This window comes from Telluria antibiotica, from assembly GCF_011682055.1.
Lineage (GTDB): Bacteria > Pseudomonadota > Gammaproteobacteria > Burkholderiales > Burkholderiaceae_D > Telluria > Telluria antibiotica.
On record NZ_JAAQOM010000030.1, the window covers coordinates 1 to 19,370 of the forward strand.

Consider the following 19,370-nt stretch of genomic DNA (forward strand, 5'->3'; position numbering starts at 1 on the left):
GATCAAGGCTCTCAAGAAATTCGGTCTGATCGACCAACCTGCCTGAGTCGCGAGCTGCACAATTTTTGATGGCCTACCCCGGCCAGGCATCCGCACGTCTTTTGGATACGTTCTTTCACGTTACGGAGAATGTCGTGGGGCGCACTCTCCGAGCCCATGACCATGTGATTGCCGTAGGGTGGGCTCCCCGAGCCCACCATTGCGCGGCCACCCGGGCAGACGTATGGACGTCCCGTGCGCCACGTTGTCACTGCCGTCGTTATGATATTGCCATTAAGCCCAATCCCCTCGGCATCTGGGTCATCTTGCCGCGTTAAATGGTCCTTCGGAGACACTTTGTTCTCCAGGTATCAACGGACCTTCTCGCGCGGAAAATGTATTTTTTTTCACAGCCGTTCCAGCTTATGCATTTGCGCATAGAATGACCGCTTTCGGACTCGGAAGCGATCAGTATGGAAGCAGCGACGCGCGACTTTCATCTCCTCGACAGTACAGGCGCCGTCCGCGCCGGCTACCACGTCCATGACTGGTCGTCGTCCCCGCTCGGCCCGCCGGACCAGTGGAGTCCCGCACTGCGCAATGCGGTCAGCCTGATCCTCGAATCCGAATTCCCCATGTACGTTGCATGGGGTCCTCAGCTGGCGCTGCTCTACAACGCCGCCTTCATTCCCCTCCTCGACGGCACGCATCCCGCTGCGCTCGGCCGGCCGCTGGCCCAGGTCTGGCCCGACCGCTGGCCCTGCCTGAAACCGCTCGTCGAGCGTGCGCTCGCCGGCCACGCGACGTACGGCGAGGACGTGCCGAGCCCCGTCGACCGCGACGGCAAGCCGTACGACGCCTGGTTCACGCTCGCGTATTCCCCCGTCCGCGACGAAGCCGGCACCGTGCGCGGCATGCTGTGCGTGACGAGCGAGACGACGCAGCGCGTCCAGCTGGAACGGCGCCACGCCGTGCAACTGCAGGTCGTCGACAGCCTGCGCCGCCTGCACCACCCGTCCGACATCATCGAAAGCGCGTGCACCCTGCTCGGCAAGCACCTGGAACTCGAACGCGCCTGCTATGTTGAAACGGACGAGGCCGACGGCAGCTTCGAAGTCATGCACGACTGGGCCCGCGACGCGGGTACCCCGCTCATCGGCCGGCGCGCCCGCCTCGACGATTTCGGCCCGCAGGCGCTCGCGCTGCTGCGCACGGGCTCGCCGCTGGCCGTGCGCGACGCGATGGCCGACCCGCGCCTGCCCGCGCGCGGGGAGCGCTATGCGGCGGCCGGCGCGCGGGCGATCCTCGTCGTGCCCAAGATCCGGCGCGGCCAGCTCGTGGCGGCCCTCGTCGGCTACGCCACGCAGGCGCGCGACTGGAACGAGGAAGCGCAACGCCTCGCCGCCGACATCGCCGAGCGCAGCTGGGAAGCGCTCGACCGCGTGCGTGCCGAGCAGGCCTTGCGCGACGCCGTGGCACGCCAGACGACGCTCCTCGACATGAACGAGTTCCGCCTGGAAGTGTCCGACCTGCTGCGCCGCCTGAACGACCCGGCGCAGATCTTCACGCAGACGGGCGCCATGCTGGGCCGCTTCCTGCAGGCGAGCCGCGTGCTGTACGGCGACTACGACGCCGACAAGCAGCTCGTCACCTTCCACTCGAACTACACGGACGGCATCGTCGCCGAGTTGAATGGCACGTTCCCCGCCGCCCTGTTCGGCACGGCGAACCTCGCGTCGCTGGGCCAGGCCACGTGGGTGTCGAGCGACCTGCAACGCGACCCGCGCACGAGCGGCGCCGACATCTGGCCGAACTACGGGGCGCTGCAGATCCGGTCCGCCGTCGTCGTGCCGCTGAACCGTAACGGCGCGCTGACCTCGTGCCTGTTCATTCACGACAACCTGCCCCGGCTGTGGAGCGCCGACATCGTGCGCCTCATCGAGGACGTCGCCGAGCGCGCCTGGAGCGCCGTCGAACGCGTGCGCGCGGAGGACGCGCTGCGCCTGGCCGACCGCCGCAAGGACGAGTTCCTCGCGATGCTCGCGCACGAGCTGCGCAACCCGCTGGCGCCGATCTCGGCCGCCGCGCAGCTGTTGACCCTGGGCCCGCCGGACAACGCCCGCATCGAGCGCACGAGCGCCATCATCGCGCGCCAGGTCGCGCACATGACGGGCCTGATCGACGACCTGCTCGACGTCTCGCGCGTCACGCGCGGCCTCGTCGTGCTGGCGCGCGAGCAGGTCGACCTGCGCCGCGTGATCGGCGACGCCGTCGAACAGGTGCGCCCGCTGATCGAGGCACGCCGCCACCAGCTGGCGCTGCACCTGTCGACGGAGCCCGCGATCGTCGAAGGCGATCCGAAACGCCTCGTGCAGGTCGTCGCCAACCTGCTGAACAACGCGGCCAAGTACACGCACGAGGACGGCCGGCTGTCGATCTGGATGGGCATCACGCCGGAGCAGGTGCTCGTCTCCGTGTCCGACAACGGCATCGGCATCTCGGCCGAACTGCTGCCCACCGTGTTCGAGCTGTTCTCGCAGGCCGAGCGCACGCCCGACCGCTCGCAGGGCGGCCTGGGCCTGGGCCTCGCGCTCGTGAAAAGCCTCGTGGAACTGCATGGCGGCATGGTGACGGCGGCAAGCAAGGGCCGCAACCACGGCAGCGAATTCACGATCCGCCTGCCGCGCGTGCACACGGCGGCCGCGCCGGCCGGCGGCGCGGATGCGTCCGGCACGCCGGCGCCCGGCGCCGCGAAGGGATTGTCGCTGATGCTCGTGGACGACAACGTCGACGCCGCCATGACCCTGGGCCTGCTGCTGGAATCGGGCGGCCACCACGTGACGGTGATGCACAACCCGTGCGACGCGTTGCAGCGGGCCGCGGAGGCGCATTACGACGCCTTCCTGCTCGACATCGGCCTGCCCGGCATGAACGGCTACGAACTGGCGCGGCGCCTGCGCAAGCTGCCGGGGTGCGGCGACGCGACGCTCGTCGCGATCACGGGCTATGGCCAGCAATCGGATCAGGCGAGTGCGGCGTATGCGGGGTTCGACAGTTATTTCGTGAAGCCGGTGGATCCGGCTGGCCTGTTCGCGTTATTGGACCGCGTGGCGCAACGATGACGTAACGCCGGCACGTCGCAAACCTCCGCGTGGGCACGGGGTGCCCACCCTACGCAATGTCAAACGCCGTAGGGTGGGCGGCCTCCGCCCACGCGAATGTTCACGTTATTCGGCGACTTCCGGCGCCGCGAATTCGCGCGGCTGGAAGTGTTCGAGGCGCTCGAACACGCCGATCGATTCCACGTGCGACGTGTGCGGGAACATGTTCGCCACGCCGGCCTTCTTCAGCACATAGCCCGCGCGGTGCGTGAGGATGCCCGCGTCGCGCGCCAGCGTCGACGGGCTGCACGACACGTACACGATCCGCTGCGGCATCAGCTCGGGATGCGTCAGGCGCAGTTCCGCGAGCGCGATCGCCAGCGCGACGGCACCGTCGCGCGGCGGGTCGACGAGCATGCGGTCGAACTTGCCGAGCGCGATCAGGTCGTCCTTCGTCACCTCGAACAGATTGCGCGTGTAGAACGTCGTCTTGTCGGCGAGGCCGTTGGCGCGGGCGTTTTCCAGCGCGCGCGTCGTCAGCGCCGTGCTGCCTTCGATACCGACGACTTCCTTCGCCTGCGTCGCCAGCGGCAAGGTGAAATTGCCGAGGCCGCAGAACAGATCGGCCACGCGATCGGTCGGCTGCACGTCGAGCAGCGTGAGCGCCTTGTGCACGAGCAGGCGGTTGATCTGGTGATTGACTTGCGTGAAATCGGTCGGCTTGAAGGGCATCCTGATGCCGAACTCGGGCAGCGTGTAGTACAGCTCCTTTCCCGGCGGGTAGAACGGCGCCGCCGTGTCCGGGCCCTTCGGCTGCAGCCACCACTGGATGTTCCACTCGTCGGCAAACGCTTTTACCAGCACCTCGTCGGCGGGGCTCAAAGGCGCCATGATGCGCAGCACGAGCACGGTCGTCTCTTCGCCGACGGCGATCTCGATCTGCGGCATCTGCTGGTAGATCGACAGCGCGCGCACCAGCTCGCGCAGCGGCACGAGCATGGCGGACAGATGATCCGGCAGGATCTCGCAGCTCGTCATGTCGGCCACGTACGACGAGTGCCGTTCGTGGAAGCCGACCAGCACCGTGCCCTTCTTCGCCACGTAGCGCACGGACAGGCGCGCGCGGTAGCGGTAGTCCCACGTGGGGCCGTACATCGGGCGCATGATGTTCTCGGCCTTCGTCTTCCCGATGTGCCACAGGTTGTCTTCCAGGACGCGCTGCTTCATCGCGACCTGGGCCGACGGCTCGAGGTGCTGCATCGAGCAGCCGCCGCAATGCCAGAAGTGCGGGCACTTCGGCTCGACGCGCATGCTGGACGGCTTCTGCAGGGTGACCATGCGGCCCGATTCCCAGTTCTTCTTCTTGCGCAGCGTCTCGAAGCTGACGCGCTCGCCCGGCAGCGCGCCCTCGACGAAGATCACTTTGCCTGGCGTGCCGTCCTCGTTCTCCAGGTGGCCGACGCCGCGCGCGTCCATGTCGAGGGATTTGATGTTGATGAAGGTTTCTTGCATGGGGATAGAAGAAGCAAAACGGGAAGACCAGACAGCGGGAGACCTATTCAGGCCAGCCGGGCATCATAGCAAGGAATCGCGGACGACGCCACGGGCGGCCATGGCCCGCTTCAGTTTGACGAGGGCTTCCTGCTGGATCTGGCGCACGCGCTCGCGCGTCACGCCCATCTCCTCGGCCAGCGTTTCCAACGTGGCGGGATCGTCATTGTCGAGGCCGAAGCGGCGCATGACGACGAGGCGCTGCTTGTCCGGCAGCTTCTGCAGCCAGTCGCGCACGAGCACCATCATCTCGTGCTGCTCCGCGTGGGTGTCGGGGCTGACGTCGCCCTCGTCCGGCAGCATGTCCATCAGGCTGCTCTGCGGATCGTTGTCGAGGGGCGCGTCGAGCGACGTCGCATGCTCGGACAGCGCAAGGATGTCCTGCACTTCTTCCACGGGCCGGCCGACGAGGCTCGCGATGTCTTCCGCGCTCGCTTCCTTGCCGTCGTGGTGCTGGGCTTCCAGGTGATACTTCGCGCGCAGCACCTGGTTCAGCTCGCGCACCATGTGCACGGGCAGCCGCACGGTGCGGGCCTGGTTCATGATCGCGCGCTCGATGCTCTGGCGGATCCACCACGTGGCGTACGTGGAAAAGCGGAAGCCCCGCTCCGGCTCGAACTTGTCGATGGCGCGCATCAGCCCGATATTGCCCTCTTCGATGAGGTCGAGCAGCACGACGCCGCGGTTGATGTAGTGCTTGGCGATGGAGACGACGAGCCGGAGGTTATGCTCGATCATCTTCTGGCGCGCATTGAAGTCGCCCGCCTTGGCCAGGGTGGCGTGATGCACTTCCTGCTCGGCGCTGAGCAGCGGCTTGGCGCCGATCCGGTTCAGGTAGTGCTGCGTGGTGTCGGTCGAGAGCTCGGCCTGCAGCACGCTCTTGAGTTCGTCGACAGTGTCGGCGACGGTCACCACCGCGCCGTCCGGCAGCATCTCGGCGCGCTCGACGCCGTCGGCCCCGAACTCGCCGTCGTCCAGCGGCTCGTCCGGATTGTCTTCCGGCGTGTCGTGGTCCAGCGGATCGGGGGGCAGCGTCATCGGCTCTCTCTAGCGACTGGGCAGGAACTTGGCCGGATCGACCGGCTTGCCCTGCTGGCGTATCTCGAAATGCAGTTTGACCCCGTCGGCATCCGAATCGCCCATTTCAGCAATCGGCTGGCCCTTGGTCACGTTCTGACCTTCCTTGACCAGGATGGTGCGGTTGTGTGCGTACGCCGACAACAGGCTGTTGCTGTGCTTAACAATCACGAGATTACCATATCCGCGGATGCCGCTGCCCGCGTACATCACCTTCCCGGAGCCGGCCGCCATCACCTGCTGGCCCATCTTGCCCGCGATATCGATGCCCTTGTTCTTGCCTTCGTCAAAGGTGGCGATGATCTTGCCGTCGGACGGCCACATCCAGCTCAGTTTCTCGTCGTCGTTCGCGGTCACGGTCGTGCCCGGCGTGACGCCGGCCGTGACGACCTTCTCCGCCTTCGGATTGTCTTCCTTGGCCAGGTTCGCCTCGCTGTACGGCTTCTTGGCGCCGCTCGGCTCGGTCTTCTTCGGCACGGCCGGCACCTTCTCGACGCCCGGCATCGTGACGGGCGACGTGACGACGCCGTTCGCGGTGCGCTCGGGCTGCGCCACTTTCAGCACTTGCCCGACCTTGATGTCGTCCGGATCGGCCAGGTTGTTCCAGGCGACGAGGTCGCGGTAGTTCTGGCCGTGGTCGAGCGCGATGCGCAGCAGCGTGTCGCCGCGGCGCACGGTGTACGTGCCGCGCGCGTCCGGTTTCGCCTCCTCGACGGCCGGTGCCGGTTGCGGGCGCGGGCGGAACGAGGAAGCGGTCGGGGCCGGTCGGTCGATGACGGGGGCTACGCGGGTCTCGGTACTGCAGGCGGACAGGATGCCGAGACTGAGGATCAACAGGGCTAAGCGGGGTGTGGGTTTCATTCTCTCTTTAATTCTTTACAACATTCTGGCACTCAAGCGGTGCCTGGCCGCAGCGGGACGAAATGACAGGCTTCCAGCGTTTCGCTGGTCCATTCCGCCTTGCCGGTACGGGTAATGCGCTGCAGGTGCTGGACCTGAGCACCGACGGGCGCCACCAGGCGGGCGCCGATGGCCAACTGCTCGAGCAGTGCACGGGGCACCTCGAGACCGGCCGCCGCCAGGATAATGCCGTCGAACGGGGCCACCTGCGGGAGCCCTAGCATACCATCTCCGTACTGCAAGCGCAGATTGGCGATACGCAACGGGCGCAGGTTGGCCTTCGCCAGCTCGTGCAGCGGCTTGATCCGCTCGATGGAATACACTTCCTGTGCCACGCACGACAGCACGGCGGCCTGGTAACCGCAGCCCGTGCCGATCTCGAGCACGCGGCGCAGCGGCTGGCCGCCCTCCTTCAGCAATTCGATCATGCGCGCCACGATGTACGGCTGCGAAATCGTCTGGTTGTGGCCGATCGGCAGCGAGATGTCGACGTACGCCTGCGCCAGCATGCCCGGCTCGACGAACATATGGCGCGGCACGATTTCCAGCGCGCCCAGCACTTGCGCATCCTTGACGCCCTGGCGCGCGGCGCGGGCCGCCATCGCACGGCGCGGCGCTTCCGTCGCGGCGAGGTCGGACCGTGCCACCGTCTGCTGCGGCTGGGCCGGTGCCGGCTTCGCCTGTCCCGGCGCGCCGGGTTGCGCACCGCGCTGGCCGCCCGGCGGCTGCGCCTGGCTGTTGTTGCGCGCATTCTGCGTCGCCGTCTGCGGCGTCGCGACAGGCGCCGGCGGCGTGTTCTTGCGCGTGCTGCCACCCGTCACGGACGACAGCGGCAGGGGAAACTGGCTGCGCTTCTCGCTCATGCCAGGCCTCGCCGCAGTTGGTCGAGCTGGTCGCGATGCGTGAGGTCGACCTGGAGCGGGGTCACCGACACGCAGCCCTTGGCCGTCGCGTAGAAATCCGTGCCTTCGCCGGCATCGCGGCAGGCGCCCGGCGCGCCGATCCAGAAGATCTCGCGCCCGCGCGGGTCTTGTCCGCGGACGACAGGCTCGGACTGGTGACGCCGGCCCAGGCGCGTCGGTGTGAGCGGTCCCATCTGTTCGTACGGCAGGTTCGGGATATTTACATTCAGCAAGAACGGCGAGTCGAGCATCTCGAAGCGGCGGAGCACGATATCGCGCGCCACTCGCGCCGCGGAATCGATTTCAGCCCAGCCCCCATGAACCTGGGAAAAGGCAATCGCGGGGATGCCAAACAGATAACCTTCCGTCGCCGCGGCCACCGTGCCCGAGTACAAGGTGTCGTCGCCCATGTTCTGGCCGTTGTTGATGCCGGAGACGACCAGGTCCGGGCGCGTGTCGAGCATCCCCGTCAATGCGATGTGCACGCAGTCGGTGGGGGTGCCGTTGACAAAATAAAACCCATTGGCAGCCTTCGACACCGACAGCGGGCGGTCCAGCGACAGCGAGTTGGACGCGCCCGAACGGTTGCTGTCGGGGGCGACCACCACGATGTCGGCGACCTTTGCCAGCGCGTCGGCCAGGGCGTTGATGCCGGGGGCGAGATAGCCGTCGTCGTTACTGATAAGGATACGCATGCAGCGATTTTACCTGAAGCAACGACGAGATCGACCTGTCGGAATGCACATTTATTGGCGACCGGCCAGGGCGACCGGCGAGGGCCACCGGCGCGCGCGCAGGGTCAGCCCGTCACCACGGGCTGCCCTTCGGCCGCCTGGATCAGCGCGCCTTCGAGGGACGAGACCTCGTCCAGGGTAAAGGCCAGCAAGGCGTCCTTGTCGCCTTCCGCCAGGTAAACCTGCTTGATCATCGCGGCGCCGCGTCGTCGTAGCGGATGCGCCACACTCGGCCGCAGGATCGTCGAGCGCAGGCTGTCGGCCAGCGCGCGCGCCTCGCGCGGGCTGCGGCTGTCGATCAGTTCCTGGAGGCGCGACAGCTTGTCGTCGAGCGCGTCCGGCGGCGGCTCGCCGGGACGCCGCGACGCCAGGTGACCACGCTTGCCCTCCTCCATGGCGTGCAGGCCCTGCTCCAGCGCGATCACGTGCTGCTCGATGCGGCGCGCCGCTTCCAGCTCGCTTTGTTGCCCTAAATACAATTGCGCGAGCCGGGCCAGTTCGCGCACGAGCGCCGGGGCCTCGGCATCGGCGGCGCGGTCGCGCAACGCGCCGACCGCCTGCACGAGCCGCACCTCGGGCAGCGGGCGCCACGGGAAATGGCCGGGCTCCAGCCATTCGAGCAGCGCCTCGATGGCCCGCTGCGACCCGAGCCGGTCGGACGCGCCGGCGAGCGCTCGCCCGCCGGCCGCCGGCATGCCGACGACGGCGGCCTGCGGCAGCTGCACTTCGTCGAGGTAGCTGTCGAGCACGACGCCGGACAGGCCATAGCACTCGGCCAGCATGCGCTCCAGCGCGGCCTGGTAGCCGGACGGGCCCGCCTGGCCGCGCGCGCCGTCGCCGAAGCGCCAACGCAACCGCGCCTCCCCCGTCCCGTCGACGGGACAAGGCAGCGGATACACGAGCAACGGCCGCTGCTCGTCCTCGTGGCTGCAGCGGTAGTCGAGCGCGCGCGCGACGACGCCCCGCAAGCCGTCGAGGCTGCGGGCGTCCGGTGTGAACAGGCCAACGATCTTGTCGGGCAACAGCGCCGTGCAGACGCTGGCCGCCGCCGAGCGCCCGCTGCGGCAATCGATGAGGACGTGGGCAAAGCGCCGCGCGACGCTGGCCGCGAACGTGCGGAACAGGGCTGGACAGGCGCAGAACAGCGCGTCCCAGTCGAGCCGGTCGACGCGTTCGCCATAGCTGTCGTCGAAGCGGCCGGCGCGCATCAGGTACAGCGGCCGGCTGTCGTCGACGCGCACGATATGGTCGTCCCAGTCGACGGCGTCGAGCACGCGCGCCGCCAGGGCCTCGGCATCGTCGCCCGCTGTGCTGCCTTGCAATTGCTCGCGACAAGTCTCGAACAGCTCGAGCAGGCCGGCGCCGCCATGGCCGTCGTCCGCGCGGGAGAAATAATGGTGGAGCCCTGGCGCTTCCAGGTCCCAGTCGATCATCAGCACCGGCTTCTTCGCATGCGCGCGTCCGGCGAGCAGCCAGGCGGCATGGGCCAGCGCGAGGCTGCGCACGGGGGCGCTGTCGTAGGAGTAAAACGTCGTCACCTCGCCGGCCCTGGCGGCCGGTGCTGCGGTGATGCGGTTGGTTTCCATAAGGCTCCTCATTTTGGGGGGAAGGTAGGTTCCGGTAACTCACGCCATGCGGGTGGGACAGCGGGAAGCACGAATTGGTTGCAGTCGTGCCCCGGCGGCATGGTTTTTTTCTGATACTGGTAATGGGTGACGATGCGCCGGACCATCTTGTCGATGTCCGGCAAGAAATCGGGATTCGACTTGAGGTCGGCCGTGGCCATCGTGAAGCGGGAGAAGTCGACATAGAACGTGGACTCGCTGATCTGCGGCGGCAACCGGTCGGGGTGCTGCGTCATGATGACGGGAATGATCAGCTGGCTGGGCAGCGTGTACCACGTGGCGCGCTCCGCTTCGATGAGGCGCATCGCGGCGTACTCGCGCCGCGTGTAGGCGTGGGCTTCGTACTTGGGCGTGTAGATCAGCACCATGCACGCGCTTTCGCACAGCGCGCGCGCGATCTTGCGGTCGAGGTCGTCACCGCCGCCCAGTTGTTCGGTGTCGATGAACAGTTCGTGTTCGTTGTCGAAATACGGTTCGAGGTAGCAGCGCAGTGCATCGGCCAGCGTGGCCTTGAAGCGCTGCATCAGCTCATGCCGGCCATGGGCATAGCTGAAAAAGCAGCCGTAACGAATCGCCATTGCTCCCCCTTGTAGTCTGCCGTCGGCCAGGCCTACAAGACTCTAAACAACGCACCCATGGTGCATGTTGTGGAAGCGCAGGGGTCCGAGCCCGAGCGCAGGGGTGAGCGCAGGGGGCAGAGCCCGAACTTGCTTTTTGGGGCTCTGACCCCGAATCGAAGCCCGCGATGCGAAACCGGGGGTCAGAGCCCGAATTTGCGTTTTTAGGGCCCTGACCCCGAATTTCCTGACCCCGAATCTCCGAAGCCCGCGGCCCGACGACGTTCGCGGGATCGCAGGCGATCGGTGGGCACGGGGTGCCCACCCTACTTTTGCTTGAAGAACTCGATGACGTCCGCCTGCACGCGCGTGCGACGGAACGGCGGCAGGCTCTGCCAGACGCGGCGGCCGTACGGCTTGCTGATCACACGCGGATCGCACAGCATCAGCACGCCGCGATCCTCGACGTCGCGGATCAGTCGGCCCGCGCCCTGCTTCAGGTTGATGATCGCTTCCGGCAAGGTGTGGTGGACGAAGCCGTTCATGCCCTTCTTTTCCATCACTTCGATGCGCGCCGCGAGCACGGGGTCGTCGGGTGGCGCGAACGGCAGCTTGTCGATGATGACGAGCGACAGCGCCTCGCCGCGCACGTCCACGCCTTCCCAGAAACTCTGGCTGCCCACGAGCACGGCGTTGCCCGCGTTGCGGAACGAGTCCAGCAATTCCGTGCGGCCCCGCTCGCCCTGCACGAACAAGGGAAAGTCGAGGCCGCGCGCGGCGAATTCCTCGCGCAGGCGTTCGGCCACGCGATTGACGGCGCGGATCGTCGTGCACAGGAAGAAGCAGCGCCCGCCCGCCGCTTCGATGACGGGGAGCGCCATGTCGACGACGGCGTCCGTGTAGCCGAACGTGTTCGGTTCCGGCAGGCCCGTCGGCACGTACAGGATGCCCTGCTCCTGATAGTTGAACGGGCTGGGCCAGCTCTGCGCCGGTTCGCCCGTCATGCCCAGCTGGGCACTGAAATGCTTGAAGTCGTTTTTTACCGCCAAGGTCGCGGACGTAAAAATCCAGCTGCGCGGCGTGCCCGCGCGTTGGCCCGCGAAGATCGGCGCGATCGACAGCGGCGTCTTGTGCAACTGCAGCGACGAGGAAAACGCCTCGACCCACAGCACGGCATCGTCGCCCTCGACTTCCTTGCCCTTCTTCGGCTCGGATTTCCACGCCTTGTATTGTTCCAGCAGCTCGACGGCCCGCACGCGGCATTGCTCGATCGTCTCGGCGCGCTCGGCCTGCGCTTCCAGCACGTCGATGAGGCCTGCCAGTTCTTCCTTCAACTTTTCCAGCGCCGGGAAGAATTCCGAGGTGGGCGGAATCTGCGGCAGGGACAGGCGCGTGCTGCCTTCCGGAAACGTCAGGCGCAGGTCGCGCGCCGCCTTCTCGACGACGGTCACGACCTTGGCCCAGTCCACGCCGCCGCGCGCGTGCGCGAGCCCTTCGGCCAGCACGTCGCGGCACAGTTCCAGCACCTGCCCGGTGGACACGGTGGTGCCGAAGAACAAGGTCGCCACTTCCGGCAACTGGTGCGCCTCGTCGAAGATGATCGTGTTCGCGGACGGCAGCAGCTCGGCCATGCCGCCTTCCTTCAGCGCCACGTCGGCAAAGAACAGGTGGTGGTTGACGACGACGACGTCGGCCTGCTGCGCCTCGCGGCGCGCCTTCATCACGAAGCAGTCCTGGTAGTACTGGCACTCCTGGCCGACGCAGTTCTCGCGCGTGGACGTGACGAGGTTCCACACGGACGCCGTTTCCGGGACCTTCGTCAACTCGGCCTTGTCGCCTGACTGGCTCATCTTGACGAAGCGCGAGATCTCGCGCAGGTGCCCCACGTCGTCGCGCGACGTCAGGCGGCCGTTCGACAGCGTGCGTTCCAGGTGATAGTGGCACAAATAGTTGGAACGGCCTTTCAGCAACGCGACGGACACCGGTGCGCGCAGCGCGGCGCGCACGGTCGGGATATCGCGCGAAAACAGCTGGTCCTGCAGGTTCTTGGTACCGGTCGAAATGATCGTCTTGCCACCCCACAGCAGCGCGGGGACGAGGTAGGCGAACGTCTTGCCCGTGCCCGTGCCGGCCTCGGCGATCAGGGTGCCCTGCTCGCTGATGGCGTGCGCGATCGCCTTCGCCATCTCCGTCTGGGACTCGCGCGGCTTGAACGTGCCGACGGCGGGCGCGAGCGGACCGCCGGCGCCGAAGATACGTTCGACCTCGGCGTCGTATTTGCCGACCGGCGCGGTGGGTGCCGGCGCGGCGTCGGGCTCGCCGGCATCGGCGCCGGACTGGGGAAGGTAATCGGTCAAGGTGGACTGCTAGGTGAACTGGGAAACGACAGGGCTAATGCCGGACGAGCTTACGCCGGAACGTCCGGCACCAACTGCATCTTCAGCAGTGTGATATGGTCCTTCAACTGCAGCTTGCGCTTCTTCAGGCGGCGCAGCTGCAACTGGTCGGCATGACCATCGCGGGTCAACATTTCTATGACAGCGTCGAGGTCGCGATGTTCCACGTCGAGTTCAATAATACGGCGCTGGATCTCCTGGACGTCGATCATGGTAGGCAATTCCGAACAGTTAAGCGTAAAGGGGATGGGAACACTGCCCGCTGGCCCGGGGCGCGTCGTCATTACGGCTTGCAACTCCACTGCAAACCGGTGCATAGTTTAAACTACACCGTCGTTGCCGCCAACAAAGTCCGGCAGGGCGGCATCGGAAAGCCACGTTTATGACCTCATACAAGTTAGAAGCGGGAACCGCGCAGCACGTCGGTAACCGCCCACAGCAGAACGACCGGGTCGCCCTGATGACCGGCGCGCGCGCCCCCGGCCACGTGCTGGCCGTGCTGTCCGACGGCATCGCCGGGTCGGTCGGATCGGAACAGGTCCTGCACACGGCCAAGCAGGTGTTCGACGAATTCAAGCCGGGCGACCGCGCCAGCGTGGAGCGCCTGCAGGACCTGCTGCGCGACATCGTGCAGGAAACCCACATCGTCACCAACATGAACGCGGTCACGACGCAAACACAGGCGCACGCCAGCTTCGTCGGCCTCGTGCTGACGCCGCACGGCGACGCCGTCTGGGCCCACGTCGGCGATTCGCGCCTGTACTACTTCCACGGCAGCGAATGCCTCGCGCGCACGAGCGACGCGGCCTATGTCGAGCACCTCGTGTCGAGCGACCGCCTGCCGCTGGACGCCGCGAAGAACCACCGCAAGTCCAAGCTGCTGCTGAACGTCATCGGCAACAGCCGCAAGGAACCGTTCGTCACGTTCGGCCAGCGCACGGACCTGGGCGCGGGCGATTCGTTCCTGCTGTGCTCCGACGGACTTTGGCATTTCTTCACGGATGCGGAACTGGGGTCGGCGATCGCGAAGTCCAGCCCGCGCCAGGCGTCGGAAATGCTGATCAACAAGGCCGGCGAGCGCTCGCGCGGCAAGGGCGGGAATTGCAGCATGGCGATCGTCAAGCTCGTCAAGCCCACTCTCGAGCAGGCGTAACGCCGGCGAGACGCGGCCGGCGCGCGTGGGCACGTGATCGATGCCCACGGCATCAATCACCCCACCCTACGCCTCACTGGATCGTAGGGTGGGCGGCCCTCCGCCCACGCGGACGCCAGCAAACCGCATACGTCGTTATTTTTTGGCCGGATCCGGCGCCGCCTTCGCATCCTCGGCCGCTTTCGCCTCTTTCGCAGCCTTGGCCGCCTTCTCCGCCTTGCGCTCGGCGACCTTGCGCTGGCGCTCCGCCGATTCCGCCTTGCGCGCCTCGTAGTCGCGCACGTTCTGCGCGCGCTTGCCTGCGTCGGCCGCTTCCTGCTGCTGCTCCGCGCGCAGCCGCGCGTCGCGCTGGGCCTTGCGGTCGGCCACGGTCGGCTTGCGCGGCGGCGGTGCCGGCGCGGGTTCCGGAGCGGGCTTCGGTGGCTCCGTAGCCAGCTTTGCTTCCTGTTCCTTGAAGCGGCGGTCCGCTTCCGCCAGGTTGCGGTCGCGTTCCTCGACGACGGCCTGGCGCTTGAAGCGTTCCGCCTGCACCTCGATCGCGCGCTGGGCCGCGAGGCCATTGCGACGGCGTTCCTTGGCTTCGTCCAGGCAGTTATTCACGAAAAACTTGTCGTAGCAGACGCGTTCGCGCTCGGCAAAACGGGCCTCGATCGCCGCGCGCTCGCGGGCCACCGCAGCCAGTTGCTGGTCGGCCTGGGCGACGGACGTCACGGGCGGCGGCGGCACCTCGCGCGGCGCCACGTCCGGGCCGGCGCATGCCGCCAGCAGCGCGGCCGCGAGCAGCGCGGCGCCTGCGCGCACGGTGCGGGTGTCTGTTACGAAATCAGCTTTCATCCGGTTCCTTTGATCGTGTCAGGCCAGCGCGTCGGCGGCGCCGCGGCGCTCGGCCAGCATGTATTCGCGCGACTGCATCTCAATGATACGCGACACCGTGCGATGGAACTCGTTCGACATCGCGCCCTCCGTGTACAGCCGCTCCGGCTCGACCTCGGCCGACATGATCAGCTTGACCTTGTGGTCGTAGAACACGTCGATCAGCCACGTGAAACGGCGCGCCTCCGACGACATCGCGGCCGACATGCGCGGCACGCCCGACAGGATCACCGTGTGGAACTGGCTCGCCAGTTCCAGGTAATCGTTCTGCGAACGCGGCCCGCCGCACAAGGTGGAGAAGTCGAACCAGATGACGCCGCCGGCACGCCGCAGCGCACGGATCTCGCGCTGCTCGATGTGCACGCGCGGGTCTTCGTCCGCGGTGTCGGCGACCTTCGAGTACGTGTCGCGGAGCAGCCGGTCCGCGACCGCGCCCAGTGGCGTATAGTAGGCCTGCACCTGTTCCAGCGCGCGGTGGCGGTAGTCGATGCCGGCGTCCACGTTCATCACGTCCAGCCTGTCCTTGATGAGGGCGATCGTGGGCAGCATGCGGTCGCGGTGCAGGCCGTCCGGGTACAGCTTGTCCGGGTCGTAGTTCGACGTCATCACGAACGACACGCCGTTCTCGAACAGCGCGGACAGCAGGTTGTACATGATCATCGCGTCGGCGACGTCGCTGACGTGGAATTCGTCGAAGCAGATCAGGCGGTATTTCTTGGCGATGCGGCGTGCGACCTCGATCAGCGGGTCTTCCATGCCTTTCAGCTCGTCGAGCTGGCGGTGCACCGCGCGCATGAATTCGTGGAAGTGCAGGCGCGTCTTGCGCACGACCGGCACCACCGAGTAGAAGCTGTCCATGAGGAAGGACTTGCCGCGCCCCACCCCGCCCCACATGTAGACGCCCTGCGGCACGTCGGGACGGTTGATCAGGCGCTTGAACGCGGACGAGCGCCGCGACTTGTACCCGACCCAGTCGTCGTACGCCTCTTGCAAGCGGTCGACGGCGCGCTGCTGCGCGGGATCGGACTTGAATCCGCGCTCGGTCAGCGCGTGCTGGTAGTACTCTTGGACGTTCATGGAAAGCTTCAATAAAAACGGATGGCCGTTAACGTAGGGTGGGCACCCCGTGCCCACCAAAACGTCCGCGTGATGCAAACGCTTGGTGGGCACAGGGTGCCCACCCTACGAGGCGATTGCCTCAGATGCTGCTTAGAAGTTCAGCGACCGCTTGTCGACGGCGAGCGCGGCTTCCTTGGTCGCTTCGGACAGGGACGGGTGGGCGTGGCAGATGCGGGCGATGTCTTCCGCCGATGCGCGGAATTCCATCGCGACGACGGCTTCAGAGATCAGCTCCGACGCGACCGGACCCACGATGTGAACGCCCAGGATTTCGTCGGTCGTCGCGTCGGCCAGGAATTTCACCATGCCCGACGTGTCGCCCAGCGCGCGCGCACGGCCGTTGGCCATGAACGGGAACGTGCCGGCCTTGTAGGCGACGCCTTCCTTCTTGAGCTGCTGCTCCGTCTTGCCGACCCACGCGATTTCCGGCGACGTGTAGATCACCCACGGAATCGTGTTGAAGTTGACGTGGCCGTGCTGGCCGGCGATGCGCTCGGCGACGGCGACACCCTCTTCTTCCGCCTTGTGCGCCAGCATCGGGCCGCGCACGACGTCGCCCACGGCCCAGATGCCCGGGACGTTGGTGCGGCATTCGTCGTCGACGGCCACGAAACCGCGCTCGTCCAGCTGCACGCCGACGGTCTCGATGCCGAGGCCGTTCGTGTTCGGCACGCGGCCGATCGAGACGATCAGGCGGTCGAACGTCGCGCTCTGCGCGGCGCCGGATGCATCGGCGTAGTCGACGGTGACGCCGTTGTCGCCCTTGGTGACGCTGTTGATCTTCACGCCCAGCTGGATGTCCAGGCCCTGCTTCGTGAACAGCTTGTGCGCTTCCTTGGCGATCTGCTCGTCGACCGCGCCCAGGAACGTCGGCAGGCCTTCCAGCACGGTGACCTTGGCGCCGACGCGGCGCCACACGGACCCCATCTCCAGGCCGATCACGCCGGCGCCGATGACGCCCAGCTTGGCCGGGACGGCGTCGATGGTCAGCGCGCCCGTGTTCGACAGGATGACTTTCTCGTCGAACGGTGCACCCGGCAGTTCGCGGGCGTTCGAGCCGGTCGCGATGATCACGTTTTTCGCACTGATCGAATCGGTGGTCGAGCCCGACACGTTGACCGTGTAGCCTTCGCCTGCCTTGCCGGCGAACGTGCCGCGGCCGTGGAAGAACGTGACCTTGTTCTTCTTGAACAGGTAGACGATGCCGTCGTTGTTGGCCTTGACGACGCCCTCTTTACGCTTGAGCATCTGGGGCAGGTTCAGCGACAGGCCGGCGACGTCGATGCCGTGCTCGGCGAACGCGTGACCCGCGTGCTCGAAGTGTTCCGACGATTGCAGCAGTGCTTTCGACGGGATGCAGCCGACGTTCGTGCAGGTGCCGCCCAGTGCCGGGCCGCCCTTGGCGTTCTGCCATTCGTCGATGCAGGCGGTCTTGAAGCCCAGCTGTGCTGCGCGGATCGCGGCCACGTAGCCGCCGGGGCCGCCGCCGATCACGACGACGTCGAATTGTTTTTCAGTGCTCATGAATCGATTCCTTGTTTATCCTGATCGCGGAACGCCGGAGTGCCGTAGGGTGGGCACCCCTGTGCCCACGCGGACGTTCGCGTCGTGCATGCGTCACGCGTGGGCACGGGGTGCCCACCCTACGACGTGACCGCATCGACGCCGATCAGGCGTTCAAATTATTCTTCGGGTACGAAAATCCACAACAACAGGTAAATCACGATGCCGAACCCGAACGTGACGGTGAACAGCGTGAACACGAGCCGCCACACCCACGCATCCACACCCGATATGCGGGCGAGGCCGCCGCACACGCCACCGAGCCAGCGGTCGGTGCGCGAGCGGCGCAGGGTGTTCAGCTCGGAGGCGAAGTCGCCCTCGGCCTTGTTCAGGTTCACCGTCGACGAGGCGCCGGACAACACCTTCGCCTTCGCCTGTTCGTATTCGGCGTCAGTCAGGGCGCCCGCCTGGTGCAGCTCGTGCAGACGCTTGATTTCATCGGAGATCATCATCATTCCCTTCCATCAGACACAGCACGAGCGCGCCAGGCCGGCGCGCCCTTCCCGAAGCGCGTGATTACAGGTCGAGCAGCAGGCGGGCCGGATCTTCCAGCGCGTCCTTCATCGCGACCAGGCCCAGGACGGCTTCGCGGCCGTCGATGATGCGGTGGTCGTACGACATCGCCAGGTAGTTCATCGGACGGATGACGATCTGGCCGTTCTCCACGACGGCGCGGTCCTTGGTTGCGTGCACGCCCAGGATCGCCGACTGCGGCGGGTTGATGATCGGGGTCGACAGCATCGAGCCGAAGGTGCCGCCGTTCGAGATCGAGAACGTACCGCCCGTCAGGTCTTCCAGCGTCAACTTGCCGTCCTTGGCTTTCTGGCCGAATTCACCGATCTTCTTCTCGATCTCGGCGATCGACATCTGGTCGGCGTTGCGCAGGATCGGCACGACGAGGCCGCGCGGCGACCCGACGGCGATACCGATGTCGAAGTAGCCGTGGTAGATGATGTCGTTACCGTCGACCGACGCGTTCAGGATCGGGTACTTCTTCAGCGCGGCGACGGCGGCCTTGACGAAGAACGACATGAAGCCCAGCTTGACGCCGTGTTCCTTCTCGAACTTGTCCTTGTACTTGGCGCGCATTTCCATCACGGGCGCCATGTTGACTTCGTTGAACGTCGTCAGGATGGCGTTGGTCGACTGCGATTGCAGCAGGCGCTCGGCGATACGGGCGCGCAGGCGGCTCATCGGCACGCGCTCTTCCGGACGGTCGCCCAGGTTCACGGCCGGTGCAGCGACTTGCGGCAGGGCTGCCTTCGGCGCGGCTTGCTGCAGCGGTGCCGGTGCGGCCACAGCCGGCTTGTTGGCGACGGCGGCCAAAGCATCGCCCTTGGTCACGCGGCCGTCACGGCCGGTGCCGGTGGCATCGGCGGCCGTCATGTTGTTGTCGGCCAGGATCTTGGCGGCGGCCGGCATGGCGACGTCGCCTTTCGAGCCGGCCGGCGCTCCGGCGGTCGAAGCGCCAGCGGCCGGTGCGGCGGCCGGAGCGGCTTCAGCGGCGGCGGCCGGGGCGGTGGTGACCTGCAGCGGGCTCACGCCGGCCGAGGCTTCGGTATCGATGATGGCGATGACTTCACCCGAGACGACGGTACCGCCGTCGTTCTTGATGATTTGCACGATCACGCCGGCAGCCGGTGCCGGCAGTTCCAGGACCACCTTGTCGGTCTCGATGTCGATCAGGTTCTCGTCGCGCGAGACGGCTTCGCCGACTTTCTTGTGCCACGACAGCAGGGTCGCTTCGGCGACCGATTCCGACAATTGGGGGACCTTGACTTCGATTTGTGCCATTTAAAAAACTCCGTTTTTGTATTCTGTGCAAAAAACCCCGCGCGAT

General features: G+C 66.6%; 16 protein-coding genes. 2 read left to right on the forward strand and 14 right to left on the reverse strand.

Annotated features, from left to right (window positions below; all coding sequences use genetic code 11):
* Positions 1-452 precede the first annotated feature (452 nt).
* Complete coding sequence (locus HAV22_RS30030; RefSeq protein WP_166865282.1) at positions 453-3,101, forward strand: hybrid sensor histidine kinase/response regulator; 2,649 nt, start codon at positions 453-455, stop codon at positions 3,099-3,101.
* Positions 3,102-3,206: 105 nt separating this feature from the next.
* On the opposite strand, the gene rlmD is transcribed toward HAV22_RS30030, so the two are convergent.
* From rlmD to HAV22_RS30075, 9 genes are all read right to left on the reverse strand, one after another.
* Entirely contained in the window at positions 3,207-4,592 is a 1,386-nt protein-coding gene (rlmD, locus tag HAV22_RS30035) for a 23S rRNA (uracil(1939)-C(5))-methyltransferase RlmD (RefSeq protein WP_166865285.1), read from the reverse strand.
* A gap of 63 nt (positions 4,593-4,655) precedes the next feature.
* On the reverse strand, positions 4,656-5,669 hold the full coding sequence (gene rpoS, locus HAV22_RS30040; RefSeq protein ID WP_166865287.1) for an RNA polymerase sigma factor RpoS: 1,014 nt from the start codon (positions 5,667-5,669) through the stop codon (positions 4,656-4,658).
* Between the two features lie 9 nt (positions 5,670-5,678).
* Positions 5,679-6,569 (reverse strand): peptidoglycan DD-metalloendopeptidase family protein, encoded by an 891-nt coding sequence (locus HAV22_RS30045; RefSeq protein WP_166865290.1) that lies wholly within the window; start codon positions 6,567-6,569, stop codon positions 5,679-5,681.
* A gap of 32 nt (positions 6,570-6,601) precedes the next feature.
* The gene (locus tag HAV22_RS30050) at positions 6,602-7,471 is read right to left on the reverse strand and encodes a protein-L-isoaspartate(D-aspartate) O-methyltransferase (RefSeq protein ID WP_166865292.1); all 870 of its coding nucleotides are present in this window, start codon (positions 7,469-7,471) and stop codon (positions 6,602-6,604) included.
* Positions 7,468-8,205: a 5'/3'-nucleotidase SurE gene (surE, locus tag HAV22_RS30055; protein WP_166865296.1), complete on the reverse strand. Its 738-nt coding sequence runs from the start codon at positions 8,203-8,205 to the stop codon at positions 7,468-7,470. Before surE ends, HAV22_RS30050 begins: the two co-directional genes overlap by 4 nt.
* A gap of 104 nt (positions 8,206-8,309) precedes the next feature.
* Complete coding sequence (locus HAV22_RS30060) at positions 8,310-9,830, reverse strand: hypothetical protein (RefSeq protein ID WP_166865299.1); 1,521 nt, start codon at positions 9,828-9,830, stop codon at positions 8,310-8,312.
* Positions 9,831-9,838: 8 nt separating this feature from the next.
* Positions 9,839-10,447 carry a toll/interleukin-1 receptor domain-containing protein gene (locus HAV22_RS30065; RefSeq protein WP_166865302.1) on the reverse strand — a complete coding sequence of 203 codons (609 nt, stop codon included), beginning with the start codon at positions 10,445-10,447 and terminating at the stop codon, positions 9,839-9,841.
* A gap of 305 nt (positions 10,448-10,752) precedes the next feature.
* Positions 10,753-12,783 (reverse strand): DNA repair helicase YoaA, encoded by a 2,031-nt coding sequence (yoaA, locus tag HAV22_RS30070; RefSeq protein WP_166865305.1) that lies wholly within the window; start codon positions 12,781-12,783, stop codon positions 10,753-10,755.
* 50 nt (positions 12,784-12,833) lie between these two features.
* Positions 12,834-13,034, reverse strand: coding sequence for a YdcH family protein (locus HAV22_RS30075; protein WP_166865309.1), 201 nt, complete (start codon positions 13,032-13,034; stop codon positions 12,834-12,836).
* 170 nt (positions 13,035-13,204) lie between these two features.
* On the opposite strand from HAV22_RS30075, the gene HAV22_RS30080 reads away from it, so the two are divergent.
* Positions 13,205-13,975, forward strand: coding sequence for a PP2C family protein-serine/threonine phosphatase (locus HAV22_RS30080; protein ID WP_166865312.1), 771 nt, complete (start codon positions 13,205-13,207; stop codon positions 13,973-13,975).
* A 135-nt stretch (positions 13,976-14,110) separates the two neighbouring features.
* On the opposite strand, the gene HAV22_RS30085 is transcribed toward HAV22_RS30080, so the two are convergent.
* The 5 genes from HAV22_RS30085 to odhB all read right to left on the reverse strand — a co-directional run bounded on the left by HAV22_RS30085 (position 14,111) and on the right by odhB (position 19,324).
* Positions 14,111-14,809, reverse strand: a complete 699-nt coding sequence (locus tag HAV22_RS30085) for a hypothetical protein (protein WP_208296441.1) — start codon at positions 14,807-14,809, stop codon at positions 14,111-14,113.
* 18 nt (positions 14,810-14,827) lie between these two features.
* Entirely contained in the window at positions 14,828-15,925 is a 1,098-nt protein-coding gene (gene zapE, locus HAV22_RS30090; RefSeq protein WP_166865315.1) for a cell division protein ZapE, read from the reverse strand.
* Positions 15,926-16,057: 132 nt separating this feature from the next.
* Entirely contained in the window at positions 16,058-17,491 is a 1,434-nt protein-coding gene (gene lpdA / locus HAV22_RS30095; protein WP_166865318.1) for a dihydrolipoyl dehydrogenase, read from the reverse strand.
* A gap of 158 nt (positions 17,492-17,649) precedes the next feature.
* On the reverse strand, positions 17,650-17,982 hold the full coding sequence (locus HAV22_RS30100) for a PspC domain-containing protein (RefSeq protein ID WP_166865371.1): 333 nt from the start codon (positions 17,980-17,982) through the stop codon (positions 17,650-17,652).
* A 64-nt stretch (positions 17,983-18,046) separates the two neighbouring features.
* Positions 18,047-19,324 carry a 2-oxoglutarate dehydrogenase complex dihydrolipoyllysine-residue succinyltransferase gene (odhB, locus tag HAV22_RS30105; protein ID WP_166865321.1) on the reverse strand — a complete coding sequence of 426 codons (1,278 nt, stop codon included), beginning with the start codon at positions 19,322-19,324 and terminating at the stop codon, positions 18,047-18,049.
* Positions 19,325-19,370 lie beyond the last annotated feature (46 nt).